This is a genomic window from Vogesella fluminis (assembly GCF_014652335.1).
Lineage (GTDB): Bacteria > Pseudomonadota > Gammaproteobacteria > Burkholderiales > Chromobacteriaceae > Vogesella > Vogesella fluminis.
In genome coordinates, this window is record NZ_BMYP01000013.1 from 34,908 (window position 1) to 61,443 (window position 26,536).

At 65.4% G+C, this 26,536-nt stretch carries 25 protein-coding genes; 15 read left to right on the forward strand and 10 right to left on the reverse strand.

What is annotated here, in order from left to right:
- Positions 1–12: 12 nt before the first annotated feature.
- Positions 13–1,593 carry a DUF3369 domain-containing protein gene (locus tag IE083_RS06850; protein ID WP_189352873.1) on the forward strand — a complete coding sequence of 527 codons (1,581 nt, stop codon included), beginning with the start codon at positions 13–15 and terminating at the stop codon, positions 1,591–1,593.
- Positions 1,594–1,662: 69 nt separating this feature from the next.
- Here IE083_RS06850 and adk read toward each other — a convergent pair whose 3' ends face one another.
- The 6 genes from adk to IE083_RS06880 are packed head-to-tail and all read right to left on the reverse strand — an operon-like array spanning position 1,663 to position 5,340.
- Entirely contained in the window at positions 1,663–2,319 is a 657-nt protein-coding gene (gene adk / locus IE083_RS06855; RefSeq protein ID WP_189352874.1) for an adenylate kinase, read from the reverse strand.
- A 32-nt stretch (positions 2,320–2,351) separates the two neighbouring features.
- On the reverse strand, positions 2,352–3,122 hold the full coding sequence (gene kdsB / locus IE083_RS06860) for a 3-deoxy-manno-octulosonate cytidylyltransferase (RefSeq protein ID WP_189352875.1): 771 nt from the start codon (positions 3,120–3,122) through the stop codon (positions 2,352–2,354).
- The gene (locus IE083_RS06865; RefSeq protein WP_047966211.1) at positions 3,119–3,301 is read right to left on the reverse strand and encodes a Trm112 family protein; all 183 of its coding nucleotides are present in this window, start codon (positions 3,299–3,301) and stop codon (positions 3,119–3,121) included. The genes kdsB and IE083_RS06865 overlap by 4 nt, the downstream gene beginning before the upstream one ends.
- Complete coding sequence (gene lpxK, locus IE083_RS06870; protein ID WP_229799638.1) at positions 3,282–4,256, reverse strand: tetraacyldisaccharide 4'-kinase; 975 nt, start codon at positions 4,254–4,256, stop codon at positions 3,282–3,284. The genes IE083_RS06865 and lpxK overlap by 20 nt, the downstream gene beginning before the upstream one ends.
- Before the next feature lie 38 nt (positions 4,257–4,294).
- A complete protein-coding gene (locus IE083_RS06875; protein WP_189352877.1) occupies positions 4,295–4,717 on the reverse strand; it encodes an ExbD/TolR family protein in 423 nt (140 codons plus the stop codon).
- Positions 4,718–4,728: 11 nt separating this feature from the next.
- Positions 4,729–5,340 carry a MotA/TolQ/ExbB proton channel family protein gene (locus IE083_RS06880; protein WP_189352878.1) on the reverse strand — a complete coding sequence of 204 codons (612 nt, stop codon included), beginning with the start codon at positions 5,338–5,340 and terminating at the stop codon, positions 4,729–4,731.
- 363 nt (positions 5,341–5,703) lie between these two features.
- On the opposite strand from IE083_RS06880, the gene xseA reads away from it, so the two are divergent.
- The 11 genes from xseA to IE083_RS06935 all read left to right on the forward strand — a co-directional run bounded on the left by xseA (position 5,704) and on the right by IE083_RS06935 (position 19,413).
- Positions 5,704–7,059: an exodeoxyribonuclease VII large subunit gene (gene xseA / locus IE083_RS06885; RefSeq protein WP_189352879.1), complete on the forward strand. Its 1,356-nt coding sequence runs from the start codon at positions 5,704–5,706 to the stop codon at positions 7,057–7,059.
- 78 nt (positions 7,060–7,137) lie between these two features.
- A complete protein-coding gene (locus IE083_RS06890) occupies positions 7,138–7,587 on the forward strand; it encodes a DUF4442 domain-containing protein (protein WP_189352880.1) in 450 nt (149 codons plus the stop codon).
- Positions 7,588–7,741: 154 nt separating this feature from the next.
- Positions 7,742–9,268 carry a 2,3-bisphosphoglycerate-independent phosphoglycerate mutase gene (gene gpmI / locus IE083_RS06895; RefSeq protein ID WP_189352881.1) on the forward strand — a complete coding sequence of 509 codons (1,527 nt, stop codon included), beginning with the start codon at positions 7,742–7,744 and terminating at the stop codon, positions 9,266–9,268.
- Entirely contained in the window at positions 9,265–10,563 is a 1,299-nt protein-coding gene (locus tag IE083_RS06900) for a murein hydrolase activator EnvC family protein (protein WP_229799639.1), read from the forward strand. Before gpmI ends, IE083_RS06900 begins: the two co-directional genes overlap by 4 nt.
- A 23-nt stretch (positions 10,564–10,586) precedes the next feature.
- Positions 10,587–11,984: a S41 family peptidase gene (locus tag IE083_RS06905; protein WP_189352882.1), complete on the forward strand. Its 1,398-nt coding sequence runs from the start codon at positions 10,587–10,589 to the stop codon at positions 11,982–11,984.
- Positions 11,985–12,189: 205 nt separating this feature from the next.
- Positions 12,190–13,497 (forward strand): amino-acid N-acetyltransferase, encoded by a 1,308-nt coding sequence (gene argA, locus IE083_RS06910; protein ID WP_189352883.1) that lies wholly within the window; start codon positions 12,190–12,192, stop codon positions 13,495–13,497.
- A gap of 88 nt (positions 13,498–13,585) precedes the next feature.
- Positions 13,586–13,855 carry an oxidative damage protection protein gene (locus IE083_RS06915; protein ID WP_189352884.1) on the forward strand — a complete coding sequence of 90 codons (270 nt, stop codon included), beginning with the start codon at positions 13,586–13,588 and terminating at the stop codon, positions 13,853–13,855.
- A 63-nt stretch (positions 13,856–13,918) separates the two neighbouring features.
- Positions 13,919–15,976 carry a polyphosphate kinase 1 gene (gene ppk1 / locus IE083_RS06920; RefSeq protein ID WP_189352885.1) on the forward strand — a complete coding sequence of 686 codons (2,058 nt, stop codon included), beginning with the start codon at positions 13,919–13,921 and terminating at the stop codon, positions 15,974–15,976.
- Positions 15,977–16,065: 89 nt separating this feature from the next.
- Positions 16,066–16,551 carry a DUF456 domain-containing protein gene (locus tag IE083_RS06925; protein WP_189352886.1) on the forward strand — a complete coding sequence of 162 codons (486 nt, stop codon included), beginning with the start codon at positions 16,066–16,068 and terminating at the stop codon, positions 16,549–16,551.
- 105 nt (positions 16,552–16,656) lie between these two features.
- Positions 16,657–18,324, forward strand: coding sequence for an energy-dependent translational throttle protein EttA (gene ettA / locus IE083_RS06930; RefSeq protein WP_189352887.1), 1,668 nt, complete (start codon positions 16,657–16,659; stop codon positions 18,322–18,324).
- 492 nt (positions 18,325–18,816) lie between these two features.
- Positions 18,817–19,413 (forward strand): BPSL1445 family SYLF domain-containing lipoprotein, encoded by a 597-nt coding sequence (locus tag IE083_RS06935; protein ID WP_189352888.1) that lies wholly within the window; start codon positions 18,817–18,819, stop codon positions 19,411–19,413.
- On the opposite strand, the gene IE083_RS06940 is transcribed toward IE083_RS06935, so the two are convergent.
- Complete coding sequence (locus IE083_RS06940) at positions 19,394–20,224, reverse strand: substrate-binding periplasmic protein (protein WP_444545825.1); 831 nt, start codon at positions 20,222–20,224, stop codon at positions 19,394–19,396. The genes IE083_RS06935 and IE083_RS06940 overlap by 20 nt on opposite strands.
- 193 nt (positions 20,225–20,417) lie before the next feature.
- Between IE083_RS06940 and IE083_RS06945 the strand changes: the two genes are divergently transcribed.
- Positions 20,418–21,050, forward strand: a complete 633-nt coding sequence (locus tag IE083_RS06945) for a Clp protease ClpP (protein ID WP_189352890.1) — start codon at positions 20,418–20,420, stop codon at positions 21,048–21,050.
- Between the two features lie 55 nt (positions 21,051–21,105).
- Here the strand turns inward: IE083_RS06945 and IE083_RS06950 are convergent, their stop codons facing one another.
- The 3 genes from IE083_RS06950 to IE083_RS06960 form a co-directional block, all read right to left on the reverse strand.
- A complete protein-coding gene (locus IE083_RS06950) occupies positions 21,106–21,903 on the reverse strand; it encodes a CHAD domain-containing protein (protein WP_189352891.1) in 798 nt (265 codons plus the stop codon).
- Positions 21,904–22,040: 137 nt separating this feature from the next.
- The gene (locus IE083_RS06955) at positions 22,041–23,039 is read right to left on the reverse strand and encodes a hypothetical protein (protein WP_189352892.1); all 999 of its coding nucleotides are present in this window, start codon (positions 23,037–23,039) and stop codon (positions 22,041–22,043) included.
- A 210-nt stretch (positions 23,040–23,249) separates the two neighbouring features.
- Positions 23,250–24,125 (reverse strand): DMT family transporter, encoded by an 876-nt coding sequence (locus tag IE083_RS06960; RefSeq protein WP_189352893.1) that lies wholly within the window; start codon positions 24,123–24,125, stop codon positions 23,250–23,252.
- A 182-nt stretch (positions 24,126–24,307) separates the two neighbouring features.
- On the opposite strand from IE083_RS06960, the gene IE083_RS06965 reads away from it, so the two are divergent.
- Both IE083_RS06965 and IE083_RS06970 read left to right on the forward strand, forming a co-directional pair.
- Positions 24,308–25,225, forward strand: coding sequence for a LysR family transcriptional regulator (locus tag IE083_RS06965; protein ID WP_189352894.1), 918 nt, complete (start codon positions 24,308–24,310; stop codon positions 25,223–25,225).
- A 68-nt stretch (positions 25,226–25,293) separates the two neighbouring features.
- Positions 25,294–26,514 (forward strand): FAD-dependent monooxygenase, encoded by a 1,221-nt coding sequence (locus tag IE083_RS06970; RefSeq protein WP_189352895.1) that lies wholly within the window; start codon positions 25,294–25,296, stop codon positions 26,512–26,514.
- Positions 26,515–26,536: the final 22 nt, after the last annotated feature.

Here is a 26,536-nt window from a genome sequence, read left to right on the forward strand (position 1 = left end):
GGGCGGCACAAGATGAATCTCGACAATAACAATGACTGGCTGATTGACGACAGCAGCAGCGCACAGGGCACACCCCCGCCCTTGCGCCCCTGGAAAGTACTGATTGTTGACGACGAAAAGGATGTCCATACCGCTACCCGGCTGGCGATCCAGGACCTGCGCTACAAGGAGCGGCCACTGACGCTGCTCAATGCCTACAGTGCACAGCAGGGCTTCGAGCTGGTACGCGAGCATCCCGATATCGCGCTGATCCTGCTCGACGTGGTGATGGAGACCGACAACGCCGGCCTCAAGCTGGTACACCGCATCCGAGAAGAGCTGGGCAACAGCCTGGCCCGCATCGTGTTGCGCACCGGCCAGCCCGGGCAGGCGCCGGAACAGGACGTCATCCTCAATTACGACATCAACGACTACAAGACCAAGACCGAGCTGACAGTACAGAAGCTGTTCACCGTCGTCATCGCCTCGCTGCGCGCCTATGAAAACCTGGTCGCCATCGAAAAAAACCGCCAGGGCCTGGGCAAGATCCTGGAAGGCGCCGGCGACCTGTACCAGCTGCGCTCGCTGAAGGAATTTGCCTCCGGCGTGCTGAAGCAGATCAGCGCCATTCTCGATGTCGGCACCGACGGCGTGCTGTGCATGGAAAATACGCCCACCAGCGCCGGACGGCCGAAGCTGGAAGTGCTGGCCGCCACCGGCGAATTCGAGGTACTGCTCGGCGGCGCCCCGCTGGCCACCTTTCCGCAGCTGCAGCAGGCAATCAACGACGCGCTGGCCGAAAAGCGCACCATCTACCGCCACCCCTACGACGTGCTGTACATCACGGCACAGAACGGCCGCGAATTCGTGGTCCACTTCGAGCCGCCGTGGCCACTGGAAGACGTGGAGCGCAACCTGCTGGAGGTGTTCTGCCAGCGTATTTCCTCCGCCTACGACAACCTGTATCTGTACTCGCAACTGGTCAGCGCCCAGGAGGCCACGGTAGTGGCACTGGCCGATCTCGCCGAGTTCCGCGATTCCGACACTGGCGAGCATGTGCTGCGCGTGCAGCGGCTCAGCGATGCCATTGCCAGGGAACTGCAAAGCATGGGCGTCTATCCGGAGCAGCTGACACCGCAATTCATGGAGATGATCGGCATGGCCAGCATCCTTCATGATGTCGGCAAGGTCGGCACTCCCGACCACATCCTGTTCAAACCTGGCAAGCTGGATCCGGAAGAGCGCGTCATCATGGAGCAGCATGCCACCATCGGTGCCAACATCCTGCGCAAGGCCAGCCTGCTGGTGGAGGGCACCAGCTATCTGTCACTGGGGGCCGATATCGCCGGCGGCCATCACGAATATTTCGACGGCAGCGGCTATCCGCGCCGCCTGGCCGGGCAGGATATCCCGCTGGCGGCACGCATCGTCGCCATCGTCGACGTATTCGATGCCTTGCTGCACAAGCGGCCGTACAAGGAGCCGTGGACACTGGGCGACACCATGAGCTACATCAACAGCCGTTGCGGCACCCAGTTCGACCCGCTGGTGATCGAGGCGCTGGACCGGCTGGTGCGCGAGAAGCGCATCCCGATCCGGCTGCCGGAACAGTAAGATCTGGACGGCAGGCGACAAAAAAGGCAGCCCGAGCTGCCTTTTTTCCTGCCTGCAACGCTAGCGCGCTCAGGCGCCCAGTGCCGCCAGCACGTTGTCGCGCACGGTTTCCACCGCCTGGGTACCGTCGATCTTCACATACTGCGGTGCCTTGGCATCGCCGGAGGCGGCCATCCGCGAGTAGAAGCCGACCAGCACTTCGGTCTGTTCGTGGTAAACGTCGAGACGCTTCTTCACGGTTTCCGCCTTGTCGTCGTCACGCTGCACCAGTGCCTCACCGGTTTCGTCATCGATACCTTCCACCTTCGGCGGATTGTACTTGACATGGTAGGTGCGGCCGGAAGCCACATGCACGCGGCGGCCGGACATGCGGTCGATGATGTTCTCGTCCGGCACGTCGATCTCGACCACGAAGTCGATGTCGACGCCGGCTTCCTTCATCGCTTCCGCCTGCGGAATGGTGCGCGGGAAGCCGTCGAACAGGAAACCGTTGGCGCAATCGGCCTCGGCAATGCGTTCCTTGACCAGACCGATGATGATGTCGTCGCGCACCAGGCCACCGGCATCCATGATCTTTTTCGCTTCCACACCCAGCGGCGTGCCCGCCTTGACCGCCGCACGCAGCATGTCGCCGGTCGAAATCTGCGGAATGCCGAATTTCTCGCGGATGTAGTTGGCTTGGGTACCTTTACCGGCGCCAGGAGCGCCCAACAGGATCAATTTCATCTCTCTAAACTCCCTTCGTTAACTTCGTTGTGTTATCCGGAAAGGTTGGCCGCAAACCAGGCGCGCACCCGCGCCAGGTCTTCCGGCGTATCGACACCGGCAGGTGGCGCCTCGGCCACGCACTCCACCACGATGTCGTAGCCGTGCCACAGCATGCGCAGCTGCTCCAGCGCCTCGAACTGTTCCAGCGGTGCCGGGGCCAGGCTGCCGTAAGTGTGCAGCAGGCTGGCACGGTAGGCGTACATGCCGATGTGGCGATACACCGGCAGGCCGGGCGGCAGCTGTGTCTTGTCGGCGGCGAAGGCGTCGCGGGCATAGGGGATGGGCGCGCGACTGAAATACAGCGCCTTGCCGTGGCGGTCGAGCACCACTTTCACCACATTCGGATTGAACATCTCGGCGGCGTCGTGGATCGCGTGCGCCACAGTGGCCATCGGCACCGCGCGCGCCGCCATCAGCGTGGCCAGGCGGTCGATCAGCGCCGGGTCGATCAGCGGCTCGTCGCCCTGCACATTGACCACGATGGTGTCGTCCGGCAGCGCCAGCAGCGCGGCAACCTCGGCCAGCCGGTCGGTGCCGCTGGGGTGATCGGCGCGCGTCAGCAGCACCTCGACACCGTGCTGGCGGCAGACCGCCTCGATGCGGGCATCGTCGGTGGCCACGATCACGCGGCTGGCGGCCGATTGCGCCGCGCGCTCGGCAACGCGGATCACCATCGGCTTGCCGCCGATGTCCGCCAGCGGTTTTTCCGGCAGGCGGCTGGAGGCCAGCCGCGCCGGAATCACCACCACAAAGCCGTTCATTTCACTTCTTCCTCGGCGGCCAGCTCGCGGGCTTCGCCTTCCAGCATCATCGGGATGCCGTCACGGATCGGGTAGGCCAGGCGGTCACCCTTGCAGATCAGCTCCTGCGCGCCCTTGTTGTAGACCAGCGGGCCTTTGCACAGCGGGCAAACCAGGATTTCAAGAAATTTTGCGTCCATTTTTTCGTTCCAGTTGGGACAGAATCCACGCGGCCAGGTCCGGCTCCAGCCGGGCCGAAACCGGCAGAACCCATAGTCTAGCATGATTGATGCACTGCAACTTAACCGCATCCTTGGCGGTGACGATCACCGCGTCAGCATCCTGCGGCAGATCGGCAGCGACGAACTGGTGGTGGTCGGGAAAAGCGTGCGTGGCCGCCAGTTCCACGCCCAGCTCGCACAGGGTGCGGAAGAAGCGCTCCGGATGGCCGATGCCGGCCATGGCCACCACCCGCTGGCCGGCAAAAGCGGCGGCCGTGCGCGGCGGCAATTGGCCGGCGGCATGGACAAAATCGCCGGCCTGCAACCGCTGCCGGAACTGCGGTACCGATAACGGCAGGCGCAGGCCGGTACACGACTCGCCATTGATCACCAGCGCATCGGCTGCGGCCAACCTTGACACCGGTTCGCGCAGCGGGCCGTTCGGCAGCAGGTGGCCATTGCCGACGCCGCGGTTACCGTCGAGCACAACGATCTCCAGCGTGCGGCACAGCGCGTAGTGCTGCAGGCCGTCGTCGCTGAGAATGAAACGGGTCTGCGGATACAGCGCCAGCAGGTGACGACCGGCGGCGACGCGATCGCGGCCGACCACCACCGGCGCACCACTGGCGGCCAGCAGCAGCGGCTCGTCGCCGACCTCGGCGGCAGTGCTATGCGGCGTCACCAGCGTCGGCTGGCGGTGCGTCCCGCCGTAGCCACGGCTGATCACCCCCACCGGCACGTCCAGCCGGGCAAAGTCCTGCAGCAGCGCCAGCGTCAGCGGCGTCTTGCCGACGCCACCGACATTGATGTTGCCGATCACCACCACCGGCACCGGCAGATGGTTCGCCCGACACCAGCCCTGCCGATAGGCCGTGCGCCGCAGCGCCGCCAGCAGGGCAAACAGCCCTTCCGGCAAGGCCAGAAGGGCTGTCATCCACCAGGTCGGCTGAAACCAGTGCCGCTCCAGCCGGGTCACGGCGTCCCCTGCTGGGTGGCAAAGGTGAGCTGCAGCAGGCCGGCGAGGCGGGCCGCCTCCATCACCGTCACCACCGCCTGGTGGCTGGCCTTGGCGTCGGCATTGATCACCACCACCGGCGCCGGGTTCTTGCCCCCGGCCTCGCGCTTCAGGCGCTCGCCGAGCTGGGCCACGTCGCTGCCGGCCACCGCCTGACCGTCGACCGCGTAGCTGCCGCTGGCGCTGATATCGACGCGCAGGCGGCTATCCTTCTGCATCTCCGCCGGACCGCTGGCCTGCGGCAGGTTGACTTCGAGTTCGGAAAAACGGGCGTAGGTAGTGGTTACCATCAGGAAAATGAGGATGACCAGCAGCAAGTCGATCAGCGGGATGAAGTTGATTTCCGGCTCTTCGCGATGACGGTGGCGGCGAAAGTTCATGATCGTCCGCCTCAATCGCCGCGACGCTCGCCGTGCACCGCTTCCAGCAGGTGCACCGCCTGCGCTTCCATCTCGACCAGCAGACCGTCGATCCTGGCGCGGAAGTGGCGGTAGAAGAACATGCTGGGAATGGCCACGATCAGGCCGAAGGCGGTGTTGTACAGCGCCACGGAGATGCCGTGTGCCAGCGCACGCGGGTCGGTGCCGCCCGGCGCCTGCGAGCCGAAGATTTCGATCATGCCGATCACGGTGCCGAGCAGGCCCAGCAGCGGCGCCATCGCGGCGATGGTGCCGAGCATGGTCAGATAGCGCTCCAGCAGGTGCGCCACCACGCGGCCCTCGTCCTCGATCGCCTCTTTCATTACCTCGCGGCTGTTGCCAAACTGGCGCAGTCCGGCGGCGAACAGCCGGCCCAGCGGCGAATGGTCGCGCAGTTCGGCCAGCATGCTCTGGCTCACCGCGGCACGGCGATACTCCTGCAGCGTCTGCGCCAGCAGGTTTGGCGGTATGATCAACGCCGCGCGCAGGCTGTAAAAACGCTCCAGCACGATGGTCGATGCCACCACCGACGCAAGAATGATGGTCCAGATCGGCCAGCCGGCCGCTTCAATGATTGACCACACGGGCAATTCCTCAGGCGTTATCCAAGGCCGAGACTTTATCGGCTCGGGCTGTCGTCTGCAACCGCTGCGCTTGGCCGCCGTCATGATGTTGCACTTTAGACTGCGGTGCTAAGTCGCGAATTTACAAGGGAATTACCCGTTCACCCACAGCGCCTGTGCATAACTTTGTGGACAACCCCGCCGCCGGCACCGTAAAGCCTTGCCCTTGCTGGCCGGACATTACGGCAACACTATTGCCACAAACCATGCAAGTAATTGATTAATATGTATTTTTAGTTTATTTATTCATGCCCTGGCTATGTATTGAGATAAACAATCAACACTCCCCTCTGCCCCAACCTGCCTGTGGATGACTTGACAAGCATGCTTTTCAGCCAACACCAAAACGACGTCATCAGCGTCACCTCGCTCAACCGCATGGCGCGGGATTTGCTTGAAAGCGGCCTGCCGCCGCTGTGGATTGCCGGTGAAATTTCCAATCTGACGTTGGCCGCATCCGGCCATGCCTACTTCTCGCTGAAGGACGAGCGTGCGCAAATCCGCTGCGTGATGTTCCGCAACCGACTGAGCGGACTGGGATTCCGGCTGCAGGAAGGCATGCAGGTCGAGTTGCGCGGCACGGTGTCGCTGTACGAGGCGCGCGGCGACTACCAGATCAACGTCGACATGGTGCGTTCGGCTGGCCTCGGTCGCCTGTACGAGGCCTTCGAACAGCTGAAGGCGAAACTGGCGGCGGAAGGATTGTTCGACAATCGCCACAAGAAAACACTGCCCGGCCACCCCGCCGCCATCGGCATCGTCACCTCGCCGGCCGCCGCCGCGCTGCGCGACGTAGTCACCACCCTGCGCCGGCGCATGCCCAGCATCCCGCTGATCCTGTACCCGACACCGGTACAGGGCGACAGCGCCGCCGCACAGATCGCCGCCGCCATCGATGCGGCCAACCTGCGCCAGGAGGTCGAGCTGCTGATCGTCTGCCGCGGCGGCGGCAGCATCGAGGACCTGTGGGCGTTCAACGAGGAAGTCGTCGCCCGCGCCATCGCCCGCTCCACGCTGCCGGTGATCAGCGGCGTCGGCCACGAGACCGACACCACCATCGCCGATTTCGTCGCCGACCACCGCGCGCCGACCCCGACCGCCGCCGCCGAGCTGGCCTCGCCCAGCCGCGAGGCGCTGCAGCAGGGCGTCGACTACGCGCAGCGCCGGCTGGAACGGGCGCTGGGGCGGCTGCTGACCGACAAATCGCAACAGCTGGACTTCCTCGGCCGCCGCCTGCAACACCCCGGCGCGCGGCTGCAGCGTCAGCGCCAGCTGTTGCAGGCGCAGCAACTACGCCTGGCACGCGCCTGCAGCCAGCTGCTGCAGGCGCGGCAGCGGCAGCTGGAGCAGTGCCAGCACCGGCTGCAGCGCACCCGTCCCGACCTCGCCCGCTGGCAGCAGGTGCTGGCACAGCGCGGCGAGCAGCTGCGGCAGCAGATACACCGGTACTGGCAGCAGCGGCAACTGGTACTGGCGCGGCATCAGGCAACGTTGGCCGCAATCAATCCGGAGGCGGTGCTGCAGCGCGGTTACGCCATCGTACAGCAGCACGACGGCACCGTGGTGCGCTCCGCGGCACAACTGCGCGCCGGCGAGCTGCTGCACATCCGGCTGGCGGAAGGCGACACCACGGTCATGGTCGGCCAGCAGCCGGGGCGGCAGCGCGAGCTGCCGTTCTGAAGCGGGCGGCTGGCGGCTTGACGGCGGCGGCCATTACCGTGACGATAGTCCGATTCAAACAGCCGTTTAAACACTGCCATGAACCATCGCCTCGCCAAGTTCGTCTTCAACCTGTGGCCGCCCTTTCTCGGCGCCGGGGTCCGGGTGCGCCGCATCAGCCCGGACTGGAAGGAAACCGATGTCCAGCTACGGCTGGGGCTGACCAACCGCAACTATGTCGGCGTCCACTTCGGCGGCAGCCTGTATTCGATGACCGACCCGTTCTATATGCTGATGCTGCTGAAAAACCTCGGTAACGACTACATCGTATGGGACAAGGCCGGCCGCGTGGATTACGTAAAGCCGGGCAAGGGTGTGGTCACCGCGCGTTTTCGCATCGACGACACCCTGCTGGACCGGATTCGTGCTGCCACGACCGGCGGCGGCAAATACCTGCCGGAGCTGGAGATAGACGTGACGGACAGCCGGGGCGAGCTGGTGGCCCGCGTGCACAAGACGCTGTACATCCGCCGCAAGAAGGGCCGCTGAGCTGGCCGGCGGCAGGTAACGGCATGTAGGATGCGGCCTACCAACACGGACAGCCAGCGGCACTGACAGGCAAGGCACGATACAATACTATCCCTGTCAGTCCTGCATGCCGCCAGCCTGCATGCACCCTTACGATCGCCCGCACGGAAGACTTATGAGCAAGGTAACGCCCGTTCTACTGCTGATTCTCGACGGCTTCGGCCACCGCCTGGAAGGTGAAGACAACGCCATCCTCGCCGCCAACACCCCGAACTGGGACGCGCTGAAGGCACGCTACCCCTACGGCACCATCGACGCCTCCGAACACAATGTCGGCCTGCCCGGCGGCCAGTTCGGCAACTCCGAAGTCGGCCACCTCAACATTGGCGCGGGCCGCATCGTGCAGCAGGACATCAGCCGCATCGACTGCGACATCGAAGCCGGCACCTTTGCCCGGAATCCGGTACTGGCGCAGGCCATCGCCACCGCCAAGGCCAACGGCAGCACCCTGCACCTGATGGGTCTGCAGTCCGACGGCGGCGTGCACAGCCACGAAAACCACATCTTCACGCTGATCCGTACCGCCGAGGCCGCCGGGGTTGGCCACATCGCCGTCCACACCTTCCTCGATGGTCGCGACACCCCGCCGCGCAGCGCCGAAATTTACCTGCAGCGCCTGCAGGACGTGCTGGCCGAGTGCCCGCACGCCCGCGTCGCCAGCGTCACCGGCCGCTACTGGGCCATGGACCGCGACAAGCGCTGGGAACGCATGGAAGGTGCCTGCCGCGCCGTAGTGGAAGGTGAAGGCGAATTCCACGCCGATACCGCCCTGCAGGCACTGGCCGCCGCCTACGCCCGTAACGAGAACGACGAATTCGTCAAACCCACCGTCATCGGCGAGCCGGTCAAGATGCTGGACGGCGACGTGGCCGTATTCATGAACTTCCGCGCCGACCGTGCGCGCCAGCTCACCACCGCACTGACCGACCCGGCCTTCGACGGCTTTGCCGTACGCCAGCCCAAATTCGCGCTGTACGCCAGCCTCACCAGCTACGGCGAAGCCTACAAGCACGCAGTGGCCTACGCCCCGCAGAAGATCCACAACGGCTTGGGTGAATACCTGTCCGGCCTGGGCCTGAAGCAGCTGCGCATCGCCGAAACCGAGAAATATCCGCACGTCACTTACTTCTTCAACGGTGGCGAGGAGCAAGTCTACCCCGGTGAAGACCGCATCCTGGTACCGTCGCCCAAGGTGGCCACCTATGATCTGCAGCCGGAAATGAACGCACCGGAAGTCACCGACAAGATCGTCGCCGCCATCGAAAGCGGCCAGTACGCCGCCATCATCTGCAACTACGCCAACGGTGACATGGTCGGCCACTCCGGCGTGTTCGACGCCGCAGTCAAGGCCGTCGAGACGCTGGACAGCTGCGTGCAGCGCTGCGTCGACGCCATGCTGGCCACCGGCGGCGAGGTGCTGATCACCGCCGACCACGGCAACTGTGAGCAGATGTTCGACCAGCAGAACCAGCAGCCGCACACCCAGCACACGCTACAGAAAGTGCCGTTCCTGTACGTTGGCCGCAAGGCCTCCATCAGGGAAGGCGGTGCGCTGCGCGACATCGCCCCGTCACTGCTGGCGATGATGGGCCTTGACCAACCGGCCGAGATGACCGGCCATTCGCTGATCGAATTCCAGTGAACGCACGCCTGATGCTCAGCCTGCTCGGCGCACTGTGCGGCGTGGCACAAGCCGCCCCGACGGAGGCTGCGCCACAGCAGGATCTCAACAACGTGCGCAAGGAAATCAGCAGCCTGCAGCAGGACATCGCACGCAAGGAAGCCGAGCGGCAACAAACCGCCGGTGAAATCGTCAAGTCCGAGCAGGCGCTGCAAGCCACGCATCAGGTACTGAATGAGCTGGAAAAGAAGCAGGATGCCAGCAGCAGCCAGCTGGACACGCTGCAGGCCGAGCTGCAGGCCATCCGCATCAAGGTGGCCGAGACACGGCAACGTGTCAGCCGCCTGCTGGCGGCGGAGTACAAGCGCGGCCAGCAGGATGCGATGGCCATCATGTTCAACACCCAGGACCCGAACCGGAGCGCGCGCGATCTCACCTACTACACCCACATCCACCGTGCGCAGCAAAACCTGATCCAGACGCTACGCGACCAGGAAGTGCAACTGCAGGCGATGAGCGAGCGCGTCGAAGACGAGCTGGTACGCCTGGGGCGCCTGTCCAGCGCCAAGGTGCAGGAAAAACGCCGGTTGCAACAGGCACGTAACCAGCACAGCCAGCAGGTCAGCCAGCTGGATAGCACCATCCGCAACCAGCAGCAGAAACTGCAGCAGCTGAAGGAAGACGAGCGCGAACTGAGCGCACTGATCGCGCGCATCAACGCCGACATCCGCCGCCGCCAGCTCGCCGCCGCTGCCAAGGCTGCGCAGGCAAAAAAAGCGCGTGAGCAGGCGGCAAGGTTGGCCGCAGAGAAGCGCCGCCAGCAGATCGCCGACGCGAAAAAACAGGGCAAGCCGCTGCCGGCAGAACCGAAAGCCCCGGCCAGGGTCGAAACGGTGGATGAGGTGGCCGATGCCAGCCTGTCCGGCAACGCCTTCCGCAGCCTGCAGGGCCGGCTGAAACTGCCGGTCGCCGGCGAAATCGGCGGCCGCTTCGGCGCGCGCCGCGGCGAGGGCGCCAGCTGGAAAGGCCTGTTCATCAAGGTCGCCCCCGGCAGCCCGGTACGTGTGGTTGCCGACGGCACCGTGGTTTACGCCGACTGGTTGCGCGGTTTCGGCAATGCGATGATCATTGATCACGGTGGCAACTACATGACGGTCTATACCGGCTTTGCCACCATGGTGCGCGGCAACGGCGCCACGGTCCGCGGCGGCGACGTGCTCGGCGCCAGCGGCAGCCTGGAAAGCGGCGAAACCGGTCTTTACTTCGAGCTGCGCCACATGGGCCGGCCGATCAATCCACAGTCCTGGGCACGATAGCCCGTACGAACGGAACACACACCATGAGCTCTCCCCGCTTACGCAAACTTGCCTTGCTGACCACCGGTGCCCTGGTGGGCGGTGCGCTCACCATCAGCATCCAGGCCTTTGCCGACAAGAATAACGGCATCCTGCCGCTGAACGAGCTGCGCACCTTTGCCGAGGTGTTCGGCCGCATCAAGCAGGACTACGTCGAGCCGGTCGAGGACAAGAAGCTGATCAACGAGGCGATCAAGGGCATGCTGTCCGGCCTGGATCCGCACTCCGACTACTACGATCCGGAAGAATTCAAGGAATTCCGCGAGGGCACCCAGGGCGAGTTTGGCGGCCTCGGCATCGAGATCGGCACCGAAGACGGCCTGGTCAAGGTGGTTGCGCCGATCGAGGACACCCCGGCGCAGAAGGCCGGCATCAAGAGCGGCGACCTGATCGTCAAGATCGACGACACCCCGGTGCGCGGCCTGTCGATCAATGACGCGGTGAAAAAAATGCGCGGCGCACCGGGCAGCAAGGTGACGCTGACCATCGCGCGCAAGACCGAATCCAAGCCGCTGGTGTTCACCCTCACCCGCGCGGTGATCAAGACCAAGAGCGTGAAGTCGCGCCTGCTGGAGCCGGGCTTCGGCTACGTCCGTGTCGCCCAGTTCCAGGAGCACACCGTCGAGAACTTCGCACAGGCACTGACCCAGCTGTACAAGGACAACAAGGCACCGCTGAAGGGCATGGTGCTGGACCTGCGTGACGATCCGGGCGGCGTGCTGCACGGCGCCGTCGGCGTTTCCGCCGCCTTCCTGCAGCAGGACGCGCTGGTGGTGTACACCGAAGGCCGCGCCAGCGACTCCAAGATGCGCCTGTACGCCAACCCGCGCGACTACCAGCGCACCAAGGGTGCCAGCGACTACGCCAAGGTGCCGCCGGCGATCAAGAACGTGCCGCTGGTGGTGCTGGTCAACGCCGGCTCCGCCTCGGCCTCGGAGATCGTCGCCGGTGCGCTGCAGGATCACAAACGGGCGCTGATCGTCGGCACCCAGACCTTCGGCAAGGGCTCGGTGCAGTCGGTGCTGCCGCTGGCCAACAACGGCGGCATCAAGATGACCACCGCGCGCTACTTCACTCCCAACGGCCGCTCGATCCAGGCCAAGGGCATCGTGCCGGACATCGTGGTCGAGGAAGGCAACGAGGCGCTGGCCTCGCTGCGCGTGCGCGAAGCCGACCTGGAACGCCACCTGCAGAACCCGAACGAGGCGGCCGAAGGCAGCAAGCCGGCCGCCCAACCGGCTACCAAACCGGCCAGCACCGGTGACAAGCCGAAAAACGGCGACAGCAACGGCAGCGGCGATGCCGCCAGCGACGTGCAGCTGAACCAGGCGCTGAACATCCTCAAGGTGCAGCAGATCATGCTCAAGAAGACCCCGTCCTGAGTCTTTGCCGCCATCCGCCAAGGCCGGGCCGCCGCAAGGCGCCCGGCTTTTTCATGGCCGGGGCGAACGGGCGTTGCGGCCAACCTTGGCCGCTGTCCGCCCAGGCACCGGCGACACCGCGCGCACGCTGCCAGCGGCACTGTCTATAAAGCCATCATTCCTGCTAATCTTGCGCTTTTGTGGCTGTCTACCGGTGGGACCCATCATGCTGCACCCTGATTTCGTGCTCGCCTTTCGCGAGGCGGCGCCTTACATCAACGCCTTTCGTGGCAAAACCTTCGTCGTCGCCGTCAATGGCGAGTGCCTGGCACACGGCAATCTGTACGGCCTGGCGCAGGACCTGAACCTGCTGGTCAGCCTCGGCGTGCGCATCGTGCTGGTACACGGCGCACGGCCGCAGATCGACGAGCAACTGCGCCTGCGCGGCATTGCGCGCCACTTCCACCAGGGCCGCCGCGTGACCGACGGCCCGACGCTGGAGGCGGTGAAATCGGCGGTCGGCGGCTTGCGCCACGATCTGGAAGCCTTCCTGTCGATGGGGATGCCCAATTCGCCGATGCACGGCGCCCACCTGCGCGTCGCCGGCGGCAACTTCGTCACCGCACAGCCGCTGGGCGTGATCGACGGCGTCGACATGCAGTACAGCGGCCGCGTGCGCAAGATCGACACCGAAGCCATCAACGAGCGCCTCAACCGCGGCGAACTGGTGCTGACCTCGCTGATCGGCTACTCGCCCACCGGCGAAGCCTTCAACATGACCATGGAAGAAGTGGCCTGCCATACCGCCATCGAGCTGAAGGCGGAGAAGCTGATCTTCCTGGTGCAGGGCCACGGCCTGGTCGATGCCGACGGCGTATTGCACAGCGCCATCTCGGCAGAACAGGCCGAAGCCATCCTCCAGCGCGGCATTGACAGCGAGGAAGTCCGCGTCAGCCTGCCCTACGCCATCCGCGCCACCCGTGCAGGCGTGGTGCGCTCGCACCTGATCAGCCACAACGAGGATGGCGCGCTGCTGGTCGAGCTGTTTACCGATTACGGCACCGGCACCATGATCGCGCGCGACTCGCTGGTGAAGATCCGCGAGGCCAGCATCGAGGACGTCGGCGACATCCTGGCGCTGATCCGCCCGCTGCAGGAACAGGGCATCCTGATCAAGCGCAGCCGCGAACACCTGGAAATGCAGATCCGCAACTACTCGGTGCTGGAACACGACGACCGCATCGCTGCCTGTGTCGCCATGCTGCCGTTCCCGGAAGACGGCATGGCCGAGCTGGCCTGCCTTGCGGTCAGTGCCGACCGCCGCAACAGCGGCTTCGGCGACCTGCTGGTACAGCACGTGGAGCAGCGCGCGCGACTGTACGGCTACAAGGCGCTGTTCATCCTCACCACCCAGACCGCGCACTGGTTTGCCGAGCGCGGCTTCGTTGCGGCCAATATCGAGCAGCTGCCGCAGTCACGCCGCGAGCTGTACAACCACAACCGCCGCTCCAAAGTGCTGATCAAGGCCTTGTAAACGGCGGCGGCGGCACAAAGTTTGGTGACCTGTCATCTCTGTGACACAATTAGTCTCTATCGTTTCGACACTTCTCAAGGAATTCACCATGGCACGAATGGTCAACTGCGTTAAGCTCGGTCGCGAAGCCGAAGGCATGGACTTCCCGCCGCTGCCCGGCGCACTGGGTCAGCGCATTCTGGAAAACGTCTCCAAGGAGGCGTGGCAGGGCTGGCTGCGTTACCAGACCATGCTGATCAACGAAAACCGCCTCAGCCTGGCTGATGCCCGCGCCCGCCAGTATCTGGCCGCGCAGCTGGAAGCCTACTTCTTCGGCCAGGGGGCCGATCAGGTTGCCGGCTTCACGCCGCAGCAGTAACAAACGACCGCGCCCTCCCCGTGAGGGCTTTTTTTTACTCCCGCACCAGTACCAATGCATAAAATGCCGACGACACACGAAAACCTGCTTAACCGCGAACTGGCCCTGATCGAGTTCAACCGCCGCGTGATGGCGCAGGCCGAAGAGGAACGCCTGCCACTGCTGGAGCGCCTGAAATTCCTCTGTATCGTGTCGTCCAATATGGACGAGTTTGCCGAGGTGCGGGTGGCGTGGCTGAAGGAAGCGGCACAAGTCACCCCGGATCGCATCCTCGCCGACGGCAGCAAGCCGGCCGAGGTGCTGACCCGGCTGTCGGAAGCCGCCCATGCGCTGGTGCGCGAACAGTACCGCCTGCTGCGCGAGGAAATCTTCCCGGCGCTGCGTGCCGAAGGCATCATCTTCATGCGCCGCAACGAGTGGGACAGCGAACAGAAGGCCTGGGTCAGCGACTACTTCTTCCGCGAACTGATGCCGATCCTGACCCCGATCGGGCTGGACCCGTCGCATCCGTTCCCGAAACTGCTCAACAAGAGCCTGAACTTCATCATCGAGCTGGAAGGCGCCGACGCCTTCGGCCGCGAATCCGGCATCGCCATCGTGCAGGCGCCGCGCATCCTGCCGCGCGTGATCAAGCTGCCGGCCAAGCTGTGCGGCGGCAACCAGCACAGCTTCGTGTTCCTGTCCTCCATCCTGCACTCGCACGTGCAGGAGCTGTTCCCCGGCATGACGGTGAAGGGCTGCTACCAGTTCCGCGTCACCCGCGACAGCGACCTCAACGTCGACGACGACGACGTGAAGAACCTGCGCACCGCGCTGCAGGGCGAACTGCGCCAGCGCCAGTATGGCGACGCGGTGCGGCTGGAGATCGCCGACACCTGCCCGACGCACATGGAAGAATTCCTGCTGCACACCTTCAACCTGCAGCAGCAGGACATCTACCGCGTCGACGGCCCGGTCAACCTGGTGCGCCTGATGCAGGTGCCGGACAAGGTCGACCGCCCGGACCTAAAATTCGCGCCGTTCGAGGCCACGCTGCCGCCGGTGCTGGCCAGGAAGACACCGCTGTTCGAGGCCATCCGCAAGGGCGACATCCTGCTGCACCACCCGTTCCAGTCGTTCCAGCCGGTGATCGACATGCTCACCACCGCCGCCACCGATCCGCAAGTGGTCGCCATCAAGATGACGGTGTACCGTACCGGCACCGACTCGGTGCTGATGGAATCGCTGATCGCCGCCGCCCGCGCCGGCAAGCAGGTGACGGTGGTGGTGGAACTGATGGCACGCTTCGATGAAGAGGCCAACATCAGCTGGGCATCGCGGCTGGAAGACGCCGGCGCCCACGTGGTGTACGGCGTGTTCGGCTACAAGGTGCACGCCAAGATGCTGCTGGTGGTGCGCCGCGAGGAAGGGCAGCTCAAACGCTACGCCCACCTCGGCACCGGCAACTACCACCCGCGCACCGCGCGGCTGTATACCGATTTCGGCCTGCTGACCTGCAACGAAGAGATCGCCGGCGACGTCAACGACCTGTTCGTGCAGATCACCGGCCTCGGCCGCGCCGGCGAGCTGAAGCACCTGTACCAGTCGCCGTTCACGCTGCACAACATGATCATCGGCGCCATCGACCGCGAGATCGCCCACGCCCAGGCCGGCAAGCCGGCGCAGATCATCGCCAAGATGAACGCGCTCTTGGAGCCGCAGGTGATCCAGGCGCTGTACCGCGCCAGCCAGGCCGGGGTCAAGATCAGCCTGATCATCCGCGGCGTGTGTGCGTTGCGCCCCGGCGTGGAAGGGCTGTCGGAGAATATCACCGTGCGCTCCATCGTCGGCCGCTTCCTCGAACACACCCGTGTGTTCTACTTCTACAACGACAAGGCCGAGGACATGTACATCGCCAGCGCCGACTGGATGGGGCGCAACTTCTTCCGCCGCATCGAGACCTGCGTGCCGATTCTCGACCTCAAGCTGAAGCGCCGCATCATGAAGGAAGGCCTGCGCATCTACCTCGACGACAATACCAACGCCTGGGAGATGCAGCCTGACGGCCATTACCGCCGGCGCATGGCGCGCGGCAAGGGCCGCTGTGCACAGGAAACCCTGCTGCAGGAATACGGCAGCTGAACGCAAGGTTGGCCACAACACACGGCGCAGGCGGAACTTCTGCCCCGCGCCGTTTTCTTTGTCTGTCTCCCTTTGCCTTCGGAAGCCCCATGGATCTGTCCCTGCTCTGGTATCTGCTGTCCATCCTGCTGGTACTGGCCGGCCTTGCCGGCACCATCTACCCCGCCTTGCCCGGCCTCGGCCTGCTCGCCGCCGGCTTCCTGCTGGCGGCGTGGAACGGCAACTTCGTGCACGTCGGCTTCTGGCCGCTGACCACCATCGTCCTGCTCGCCGTGGCCGGCATGGTGATCGAGAGCGTCGCCAGCCTGCTCGGCGCCCGGAAAAGCGGCGCCAGCCGCGAGGCACTGATCGGCGCGCTGCTCGGTGGCCTGGTCGGGCTGTTCTTCGGCCTGGTCGGCGCCATTGCCGGGCCGGTGCTCGGCGCCATCACCGGCGAACTGATCGTGCGCCGCAACCTGCCGCAGGCCAGCCGCGTCGGCGCCGCCACCTTCCTCGGCTTTCTGGCCGGCACCGTCGCCAAGATCGCCTGCGCCTTCGCCATGCTCGGCGTGTTCATCCTGGCGCTGCTGTTCTGAGCCCGCTGCGGCCAACGTTGGCCGCACGGCACGGATGCGCCGAATTTGCTACACTTCTCCGGTTCATCTCCCTATCGCAATCCAGCAGGAATACAAGCACAAGCTATGGCTCAATACGTGATGTCCATGCTCCGCGTGAGCAAGATCGTTCCCCCGAAACGCCAGATCATTAAAGATATTTCTTTAAGCTTCTTCCCCGGCGCCAAGATCGGCCTGCTCGGCCTCAACGGCGCCGGCAAATCCACCGTGCTGCGCATCATGGCCGGTGTCGACAAGGAATACGACGGCGAGGTGCAGCATCTGGCCGGCGTCAAGATCGGCTACCTGGAACAGGAGCCAAAGCTCGACCCTGACAAGACCGTGCGCGAGGAAGTGGAAAGCGGCATGGGCGACGTGATGGGCGCGCAGAAGCGGCTGGAAGAGGTATACGCCGCCTACGCCGAAGAAGACGCCGATTTCGACGCGCTGGCCGAAGAACAAGCCAAGCTGGAAGCCATCATCTCCGCCGGCGCCGGCGACAACGTGCAGCTGCAGCTGGAGCTGGCCGCCGACGCGCTGCGCCTGCCGCCGTGGGACGCCAAGATCGGCCCGCTGTCCGGCGGTGAAAAACGCCGCGTGGCACTGTGCAAGCTGCTGCTGTCGCAGCCGGACATGCTGCTGCTGGACGAACCGACCAACCACCTCGACGCCGAATCGGTGGAATGGCTGGAGCAGTTCCTGGTGCGCTTCCCCGGTACCGTGGTCGCCGTCACCCACGACCGCTACTTCCTCGACAATGCCGCCGAATGGATCCTGGAGCTGGACCGCGGCGAAGGCATCCCGTGGAAAGGCAACTACTCCAGCTGGCTGGAGCAGAAGGAAGCGCGCCTGGAGCTGGAAAGCAAGCAGGAAGGCGCGCGCATGAAGGCGATGAAGCAGGAACTGGAGTGGGTACGCCAAAACCAGAAAGGCCGTCAGGCGAAATCCAAGGCACGTCTGGCCCGCTTTGAGGAGTTGTCCAGCTTCGAACACCAGAAGCGCAACGAGACCCAGGAAATCTTCATTCCTGTCGCCGAACGCCTCGGCAACGAAGTGATCGAATTCGACGGTGTGTCGAAAGGCTTCGGCGACCGCCTGCTGATCGACAATCTGTCGTTCAAGGCGCCGCCGGGCGCCATCGTCGGCATCATCGGCCCCAACGGCGCCGGTAAGTCGACGCTGTTCAAGATGATCGCCGGCAAGGAACAGCCGGACAGCGGCACGGTGAAAATCGGCCAGACCGTGCAGATGGCCTTCGTCGAGCAGCACCGCGACACGCTGGAAGGCGACAAGACGGTGTTCGACGACGTCTCCGGCGGTCTCGACATCCTCAACGTTGGCCGCTTCGAGATGTCCAGCCGCGCCTATCTGGGCCGCTTCAACTTCAAGGGCGGCGACCAGCAGAAGAAGGTCGGCATGCTGTCCGGTGGCGAACGCGGCCGCCTGCACCTGGCCAAGACCCTGCTCAAGGGCGGCAACGTGCTGCTACTGGACGAACCGTCCAACGACCTGGACGTGGAAACCCTGCGCGCACTGGAAGACGCGCTGCTGGAATTCGCCGGCACCGTGTTCGTGATCTCCCACGACCGCTGGTTCCTCGACCGTATCGCCACCCACATCCTGGCGGCGGAAGGCGAATCGCAGTGGACCTTCTTCGACGGCAACTACCAGGAGTACGAGGCCGACAAGAAGAAACGCCTCGGCGAAGAAGGCGCCAAACCCAAGCGCATCCGCTACAAGCCTGTCGTGCGCTAGGAACCCGCTCACGATCTCGCAAGCCCAGGCCCGGCAAAACGGCATTGGCCAGGAAATACGGCCGGCGTCGTGTCAACCGGCATTTTCCGGCCGGTTCCGGCACAGGACCGCCAGGGGACGGCAGATCGTGAACAGGTGCCACACCGCTACAAGGGATGCCGGTAGCCACCTGCCTGCATCGCACCCTCAAACGGCCTCGGCAGGGAATCATCCTGCGGCGGGCCGTTTTCCATGCCCGCCTCCGGGTGAAACCGGCCGCCGCGACCAAACGGGCATCAACCGCCCAAGGCTCGGCCCGACATGAAATACCAGGCAATGTCCCGCAGCCCTGCTTGCCGAATCAGCCGCATATCGGTCGCCACCATCACCTATAACAACGAAAGGAAACGACAGCGCGGCGGCTCCTCTGCCGGCCGCAATCCTGTTACCCGGCCCGGCACGGCAATAGCCCGTACTGCCGCAAACCGGGCGGCAGGCCATCAGGAGAACATCATGCAAGTTCGCAAAACAGGCCTCGCACTCGGCATCGTCCTGTCGCTACTGGCCGGCTGCACCACCACCGGCGGCGGCCATTTCACCACCACGCAGCCGGGGCGCGACACCGCCGGCATCGCCAGCGAAAAACGCGAGATCGACAGCGCCTATGACCGCACCCTGGCCAGGCTGTACGGCAATGTGCGCGGCTCGCAGGAGCTGGTGGCCAAGGCCAAGGGCGTGCTGGTATTCCCGTCGGTGATCGCCGCCGGGCTGGTGGTGGGCGCCGAGTACGGCAGGGGCGCGCTGCGCATGGAAGGCCAGCCCGCCGGCTACTACCAGACCGTCAGCGGCTCCTTCGGCTGGCAGATCGGCGCGCAATCCAAGGCGGTAATCTTCCTGTTCATGACCCAGGATGCGCTCGGCAAATTCCGCAGCGGCAGCGGCTGGACTGTGGGTGCCGACGCCTCTGTCGCGCTGCTCAATATCGGCGCCAACGGCGAGATCGACCTCAACACCGCAACACAGCCGGTAATCGGTTTCGTGCTGACCAATGCCGGACTGATGGCCAACCTGACGCTGGAAGGCACCCGTATTACCCGGCTGGACATGTAGCCGCACCACCAGCCGGCGCGGCAGCAACCGTTGCGGGGAAAATTGNCCGGATCTCGGTAGCGATGGCGGCATCCAGCCGCTGCATCAGCGCATCGCCGACGCGGCGGCTGCACAGGATGTGGCGCGTATCGCCGGCGCCGACATCCGGAAACGCCAGCAATCGCAGCGCACCATGACCGGTTTCACCGCTGGTGAGCAGCATCTCCGCCTCTTCGCGGGTGGCGAACATGGCATCGGCGCGGCCGGCCGCCACCATGCGCAGCAGCTGCGGCTGCTCCATGGCGGTGTAGTTGATATCGGCCCTGGCCATGCGCAGCTTGCTCTGCACATAGCTGCCATAGGTCAGCCCGTCCTTGTACAGCAGGTGCAGACGCTCATCGGCCAGTACCTGCTCCAGCGTGCTGCCGGCCGGCAGCCGGAACTGGCTGCGCGCGATCAGCACCACGCCGCGATCCTGGTAGATGGCGCGGCTGTACAGCGCATAGGCCTGCCGCTGCGGGGTACGGAACCAGCCGACAGCGCAATCGTGGCCGCGATTGGCACGCAACAGCCCGAGCTGGCGCTTGGCCGGCGTCAATACCCAGCGGAAGGGGATACCGGCACGAACCATGGCATGCCGTGCGCGATCGGCAGTCAGCCCGACGGCACTGCCATCGCCTTGCCGCACCATGAACGGTGGCCGTTCGTAGTAGTGCAGCGCGACCGGCTGCTGCGCCATCACCGGCCACGGCCACGCCATCGCCAGCAGCACGCCAAGCCCGCGTCGCAGTGTCTGTTTCATCCCGTTCCTCATCCGCCATGCTGGCAACATGGTTCAGCTTACTGCATGCCTGCGGATTCGCCAATCGGCGCCCCGGCATGCCGCAAGGTTGGCCGCAACCATCATGCCGGCACATCCCGCCCCCCCGGCAACGCGCCAACAAAAGCACAAGCCGCCGGCTACTATCCAGATAAGAACTTGAACAGGTTCTCAGGCCGTTCCCCGGCACCAGTGAGGAGTCACGATGCACCATTCATACATCATTCAAGGCGCCGCACAGGAAGATGAAGACGAAGACGACAGGAAGGTGCCGCTGTTCCGCCGTTACGAAACCCAGGGCGTGATCCGCCAGATCTCGTTCTACCTGTCCGGCGAGATCGGCGCGCCCATCCACTACACCGACCTGCTGTACACGCTGCGCAGCACCAGCGAATCCGACATCATTTTCCTGCACCTGAACACCCAGGGCGGCAATTTCGATACCGGGCTGCAGATCATCAACAACATCGCCGCCAGCCCGGCGCATGTGATCACCATCCTGGAGGCGCGCGCCTACTCGATGGGCGCGCTGATCTTCCTCGCCGGCGACGAGCTGATCGTGCACGACACCTGCCAGCTGATGTTCCACAACTACTCGTCGGCGCTGATCGGCAAGGGCAACGAGCAGCAGGCGCAGGTGATGGCCAGCGGCAAGTGGTTCGAGAAGGTGATGCGCCACGTGTGCATGCCCTTTCTCAGCGCGGAGGAGCTGGAGCGCATCTTCCGCGGCGAGGACATCTGGCTCGATACCGACGACATCCGCCGCCGCCTGCACCGCATCCAGCAAGGGCTGCCGACCACTGCGCCGCACAAGCCGCGTGCCAAAAAAAGCGAGTGAACGGCAGGCCGGGTGCCGGCCGCGACAAGGTTGGCCGCAAGCATGCCAGGGCAGCTCAGCACGAGCCGGCCGCCGGCGGCAGACCAGCAGGATGGACGCTCGCGCCCTGCTCCAGCCAGCGCCGCGCCGCCGCCGGCAGCGGAATACGATCATGCTCGATGCTCTGCAGCAGCAACTGCCGGTCGCGCTCATCGCCCAGCCGCTGCTGCCAGTCGCGGGCACGTCGCGCCCGCCGCTGCCAGCGCCGGCCCAGCAGCTTGCCGCCGGCCTCGATCTGGTAGCGTAGCCGCTTGGCCAACAGCCGCAGCCGGTGCGCCAGCAGGGCATCGTCCGGCTGCTGCTGCCAGTCGCGTCGCGCGCGGCGGTAGCGGCGCCGCGTCTGCAACAGCGCCCGCCGCAGCGTGCACCGCAGACGCCGGTTGCGGCGCGCCAGCAGCGGAATGCAGGCGCGCCGCAAGGCCGGCAGCAGCTGGTCCAGCACCATCGCCTGCTGCTGCAAGTCCAGTCGCCCGGCCTGCAGCGCCATCACCTCGCGCCGGCGCCAGGCCGCAAAGGCCTTGCTGTCGGCCTCGCCGGCCGCCTGTTGCAGCAGCGCCAGCCGTACCTCGCGGTCGCGCCAGTCATTGCCGGCGCAGGCCAGCTGCCGCAACTGTGCCGACAGCCGCAGCAACGGCGCCGCACCCGGCAAGGTACTGAGGCCGCGCAGCAGGCTGCGCAACTGGCGCAGGCCGATGCGCAGCCGGTGCAGCGCCTCGCCATTGTCGGCTGCGCTCAGCTGCTGCCGCGCCAGCAGGATGTCGCGGCGATAGCGGGCGAGGCGTCGTTTCAGGATGCGGCGGGCAGAGGCGGACATGGCGCGGACTTTCGGCTGACTGTTGCTGTGTAGCGTAGTACAGCCGCGCCGTCACTGCAGGCGTGAGCTACGCCACAAGGCATTGCGGCCAACCTTGTGCCCAAGGTTGGCCGCAATCGCCTCAGGCGCCGCAGGACTCAGTGACCGGCGCCGGCCAGTGGCGTGCCGATGCCGGTGGCGGCATTGAACACCGCCCGTTGCCGCAGCAGGCGCGCGATGACGGCCTTGTCGCGCTCGCCGTTGATACTGGTCACCACCAGTTGGCCGCGCTGGCCCAGCTGGCCGGCGGCATCGTAGTAGGCGCCGAGCACCGACAGCCGGCCGGCCTCGACCTCGCCGCCGTAGTGCAGCACCGCCGCCTCGACCTGGTTGTCGAGGTTGTCCAGCTGCGCCGAGAGCGGCGTGCCGCCCTTGTCGACATTGATGCTCAGCAGCGTGCGCTGCTCGGCCAGCGGCAGCGCCGAGAAATCGCCGCGCGCGGTGTTGACCGCCTTGCAGTCGGCACTGGCCAGCACCAGCAGCAGCGGCGTATGCAGCTGGCGCACCGCGTGGCTGACGCCCTCCTCGCCCAGCAGCAGCTGGTTGCCGGGGTTCTGCACCAGGTACAGCGCGCCCTGCGCGCCGTGGCGCGGCGCACCGTCGGCACAGGCCAGCACCGCCAGCCGCGGCGACTTGTCGTGGTGCCGGTCATGCGGCAGCAGGCGGCTGCCAAGGGCCGTGGCCGCACGCAACGATGCCGCAAGCGCCGTTGGCCGCGGCGCTTGCGTCCGATGCTGCTTCGCTGCCGGTTTGGCATAGGGAACGGCCTGTTGCGGCAGGCGTCGCGGCGGATGATTGACCCGCACCGGCGGCGACAACGGCCGCATCGACGGCGGCAGCGCCTCATGGGACGTCGCGGCGTGCTTGGCCGGCTCGGCATGTTTGGCCGGTTCGGCGTGCTTGGCCGGCTCGGCATGTTTGGCCGGTTCGGCATGTTTGGCCGGTTCGGCATGTTTGGCCGGTTCGGCATGTTTGGCCGGTTCGGCATGTTTGGCCGGTTCGGCAACAGGTGTGCCATGTGCAGCCTGGGCGTGGGCCAGTGCCGGCAGCAACAGGCAGCAAGTGGCGGCAAGTGCCGGAAGAAGATAAGGCGTCATCAAGGTTCACCGGTGAGTAATGCCAACGTGCAAGGGTAATACACTATCGCCCGGCGGGGGCAAACTCAAGGGCACCTCGAAAAACTCCCGCTTTCGTTGCGACACTGCGTTGCTCACGAAAAATTTCTCCTTACATATCACACTATGCTGCGTCGAAATTTATCGTTCGCGCCTTGTCTCGCTTGGAAACCAGGGTTTTTCGAGGCACCCTCAAGTATCGGCCGCCTTCCCGCTCTGGCTCAGCATCACCCCGCCCAGCACCAGCAGGCAGGCCAGCCATTGCCAGCCATTGAGGCGCTCGCCCAGCAGCAGGCCGGCCAGCAGCAGGGTGAACACCGGAATCAGGTTGATGAAGGCCGCCGCCATCGCCACCGGCACCTTGGACACCGACCAGGTGTACAGGCCGTAGGCGCCAAGGGTGATGAAGGCGCCGAGGTACACCACCCAGAACACCGCATCGGCCGGGAACGCCTGCGGCCAGCTGGCCCACGGCGTCAGCAGGCTGATGCCGAACCAGACACAGCCCATCACCGTCTGGATCGCGGTGATCGCCAGCGCCGAATAGCGGCTGGACAGCTTCTTTGCCATCAGCACGTAACCGGTGGCACAGACCATGGCGAGGAACTCCAGCGTGTTGCCCAGCAGCGGGTTGGGCGCCGCGGCCGAGGATTCGCTGGTCAGCGTCAGCCACGCCACACCCGACAGCGAGATGGCGATACCGCACCAGGCGCGCCGGCCAAGGCGCTCGCGCAGGAACAGCAGCGCGCCGAGCGCGGCCAGCACTGGCAGCGTGGCGGTGATCAGCCCGGCCTGCGAGGCGCTGGTGTATAGCAGCGCCTGCGCCTCGAACAGGAAATACAGGCACGGCTCGCACAGGCCGAGCAGCAGGATCCACTTCCAGTCGCCGGCGCGGTAGTGCCAGCGCGTGCCCTGCCACGCCATCAGCGGCAGCAACAGCGCGGTGGCGATCACCATGCGGCAGAACAGCACGAACAGCGGGTCGAATACCTGGAACACCGTTTTCAGGGCAATGAAGGAGCTGGCCCACAGCAGCATGGCCGTGGTCAAGGCAATATAAGGCAACATGATTTTCCGTCTCAGCCGGCACGGCTGCAAAAAAAATGGCCGACATGGGCGGTCGGCCATAGGTCACACTGGAGTGCATCAACCGTCGCGCAGGTTGCGAAACCATGACAGCGAGGTGAACGATAGCTTAATCCCGCGTTACACTACTGGATACCAAGGAATGCTAAACAGATTGTTCTGCAATGAAAACAACACCCACCCTCTCTCCTGACGCACTGCTTGCTTTCGATGCCCTTGCCCGGCATGGCAGTTTCACCGCCGCCGCCGAGGCGCTGCACTGCGCCAAGAGCCGCATCAGCCAGCTGATCAAGGAACTGGAACAGGAGCTGGGCACCGTGCTGGTGCTGCGCAATACCCGCCGCGTGGCGCTCACCGAAAGCGGGCAGCGCCTGGCCGCGCACGCCACCCGCCTGCGCGAACTGCTGGACAGCGTGCGTCACGACATCGAACAGGCGCGCGACAGCGTGGAAGGCGTGCTGCGCATCGGCTGCTCCGCCGGCCTCGCGCAACAGCTGCTGGGGCCGCTGCTGGCAGAGATGACCACGCTGTACCCGGCGCTGCGCATCGAGCTGATCGTGGAAAACCGCATCCAGGACCCGGTCGGCGAGGGGCTGGATTTTACCCTGCGCACACGCAATGTCCATGACGACCGGCTGGTGGCACGCCCGGTGGGGCTGGTGTGGGAGGCGCTGTACGCCAGCCCGGCCTATCTGGCGCAGCACCCGGCCCCCGCCAGCACCGAGCAGCTGCACCAGCACCGCCTGATCAGCAACGCCTACTACGGCAAGCAGGGCAGCGAATGGCGGCTGGCCTGCGACGACACCAGCACCACCCTCAATATCTGTCCGTCGCTGGTAGTGGACCAGTACGCGGTAGTGTCCAGCATCATCCAGGCCGGACACGGCATCGGGCTGTTGCCCAGCTACATGGCCAGGCCACTGCTGGAAAAAGGCGATATCGTCGCGGTGCTGCCGCAGTGGCGCGCCGCCGGCTGGCCGGTGTTCCTGGTGTTTGCCTATCACCAGCCGATGCCGCGCAAGCACCAGACCTTTATCTCCTTCATCATTCCGCGGCTGCAGGCCGCGCTGGACGGGATCTGATTAGGACCAAGGTTGGCCGCAACAGGCGGCGCCACAATCCCGTTTTTCTTCAGGACAAGAGGCTACACATGATTGAACAAGCAGATCTGCTCATCGTCGGTGGCGGCATGGTCGGTGCGGCGCTGGCTGCGGCACTGGCCGACAGCGGCCGCCGTATCGTGGTACTAGAACAACAGCCCCCCGCCGTCTTCGATCCGGCCAGCGCGCCGGACCTGCGCGTGTCCGCCATCAGCCCGGCATCGCGGCAACTGCTGGCCGCCATCGGCGCCTGGCCGCATATCGAGGCGATGCGCAGCACGCCGTACCGGCGCATGCTGGTATGGGAAAACGACGAGCAGGAAGGCACGCTGTTCGACGCCGCCGGGCTGGGCGAGGCGGAACTGGGCCACATCATCGAGAACCGCATCGTGCAGCTGGCCTGCCAGCAGGCGCTCTCGCAGCACGGCAATATCGAGCTGATCTGCCCCGACCGGCTGCAATCGCTGAGCGAACAGGCCGATCACTGCCTGGTGACGCTGGGCAGCGGTCGCCGGATTGCCGCCCGGCTGGTGGTCGCCGCCGACGGCGCCCAGTCCGCCGCGCGCCGGCTGACCGGCATCGGCATCAACAGCCACGACTACCCGATGCACGCCTTCGTCGCCACCTTCGCCATTGAGGGCGGCGAGCGCGACATCACCTGGCAGCGCTTCACCGCCAACGGCCTGCAGTCGCTGCTGCCGCTACCCGGCGACTACGCGTCGCTGGTGTGGTATCACCAGCCGGCACGGGTACGCGAGCTGGAAACCCTCAGCGAAGCGGCGCTGATCGCCGCCTTCCAGCGCGAATTCCCCGCCCGGCTGCCGGTATTGCGCCAGCTGGTCAGCCGCGGCAGCTTTGCCCTCACCCGCCGCCACGCGCAGCAGTACCATCGCGGCCGCGTGGTGCTGGCCGGCGACGCCGTACACACCATCCATCCGCTGGCCGGCCAGGGCGTCAACCTCGGCTTCCAGGATGTGCAGGCATTGTCCGCGCTGCTGCACGAGGCCTTCCGCCAAGGGCAGGACCCGGCGGCACCGGCGCTGCTGCAGCGCTACCAGCGCCAGCGCATGCTGCCCAACCACGCCATGCAGCGGCTGATGGATGCCTTCTGCTACGGCTTTGGCAACAGCGCCCCACCGCTGCGCCTGCTGCGCAATCTGGCGCTGAAGCTGGCCAACCGCCCCGGCAGGCTGAAACAGGAGGTGGTGCGCTACGCTCTGGGCCTGTCGCCGCTGGCGCGCGGCCTGCGCATCGACCTGCCCGGCAAATGAAAACACGCTGCGGCCAACCCTG

Bases quoted from the DNA above. Each gene is read 5' to 3' on its own strand.
- IE083_RS06850 (WP_189352873.1), top strand. From the start codon at position 13: ATGAATCTCGACAATAACAATGACTGGCTGATTGACGACAGCAGCAGC.
- adk (WP_189352874.1), bottom strand. From the start codon at position 2,319: ATGAAATTGATCCTGTTGGGCGCTCCTGGCGCCGGTAAAGGTACCCAA.
- kdsB (WP_189352875.1), bottom strand. From the start codon at position 3,122: ATGAACGGCTTTGTGGTGGTGATTCCGGCGCGGCTGGCCTCCAGCCGC.
- IE083_RS06865 (WP_047966211.1), bottom strand. From the start codon at position 3,301: ATGGACGCAAAATTTCTTGAAATCCTGGTTTGCCCGCTGTGCAAAGGC.
- lpxK (WP_229799638.1), bottom strand. From the start codon at position 4,256: ATGACAGCCCTTCTGGCCTTGCCGGAAGGGCTGTTTGCCCTGCTGGCG.
- IE083_RS06875 (WP_189352877.1), bottom strand. From the start codon at position 4,717: ATGAACTTTCGCCGCCACCGTCATCGCGAAGAGCCGGAAATCAACTTC.
- xseA (WP_189352879.1), top strand. From the start codon at position 5,704: ATGCTTTTCAGCCAACACCAAAACGACGTCATCAGCGTCACCTCGCTC.
- IE083_RS06890 (WP_189352880.1), top strand. From the start codon at position 7,138: ATGAACCATCGCCTCGCCAAGTTCGTCTTCAACCTGTGGCCGCCCTTT.
- gpmI (WP_189352881.1), top strand. From the start codon at position 7,742: ATGAGCAAGGTAACGCCCGTTCTACTGCTGATTCTCGACGGCTTCGGC.
- IE083_RS06905 (WP_189352882.1), top strand. From the start codon at position 10,587: ATGAGCTCTCCCCGCTTACGCAAACTTGCCTTGCTGACCACCGGTGCC.
- argA (WP_189352883.1), top strand. From the start codon at position 12,190: ATGCTGCACCCTGATTTCGTGCTCGCCTTTCGCGAGGCGGCGCCTTAC.
- IE083_RS06915 (WP_189352884.1), top strand. From the start codon at position 13,586: ATGGCACGAATGGTCAACTGCGTTAAGCTCGGTCGCGAAGCCGAAGGC.
- ppk1 (WP_189352885.1), top strand. From the start codon at position 13,919: ATGCCGACGACACACGAAAACCTGCTTAACCGCGAACTGGCCCTGATC.
- IE083_RS06925 (WP_189352886.1), top strand. From the start codon at position 16,066: ATGGATCTGTCCCTGCTCTGGTATCTGCTGTCCATCCTGCTGGTACTG.
- ettA (WP_189352887.1), top strand. From the start codon at position 16,657: ATGGCTCAATACGTGATGTCCATGCTCCGCGTGAGCAAGATCGTTCCC.
- IE083_RS06935 (WP_189352888.1), top strand. From the start codon at position 18,817: ATGCAAGTTCGCAAAACAGGCCTCGCACTCGGCATCGTCCTGTCGCTA.
- IE083_RS06945 (WP_189352890.1), top strand. From the start codon at position 20,418: ATGCACCATTCATACATCATTCAAGGCGCCGCACAGGAAGATGAAGAC.
- IE083_RS06950 (WP_189352891.1), bottom strand. From the start codon at position 21,903: ATGTCCGCCTCTGCCCGCCGCATCCTGAAACGACGCCTCGCCCGCTAT.
- IE083_RS06955 (WP_189352892.1), bottom strand. From the start codon at position 23,039: ATGACGCCTTATCTTCTTCCGGCACTTGCCGCCACTTGCTGCCTGTTG.
- IE083_RS06960 (WP_189352893.1), bottom strand. From the start codon at position 24,125: ATGTTGCCTTATATTGCCTTGACCACGGCCATGCTGCTGTGGGCCAGC.
- IE083_RS06965 (WP_189352894.1), top strand. From the start codon at position 24,308: ATGAAAACAACACCCACCCTCTCTCCTGACGCACTGCTTGCTTTCGAT.
- IE083_RS06970 (WP_189352895.1), top strand. From the start codon at position 25,294: ATGATTGAACAAGCAGATCTGCTCATCGTCGGTGGCGGCATGGTCGGT.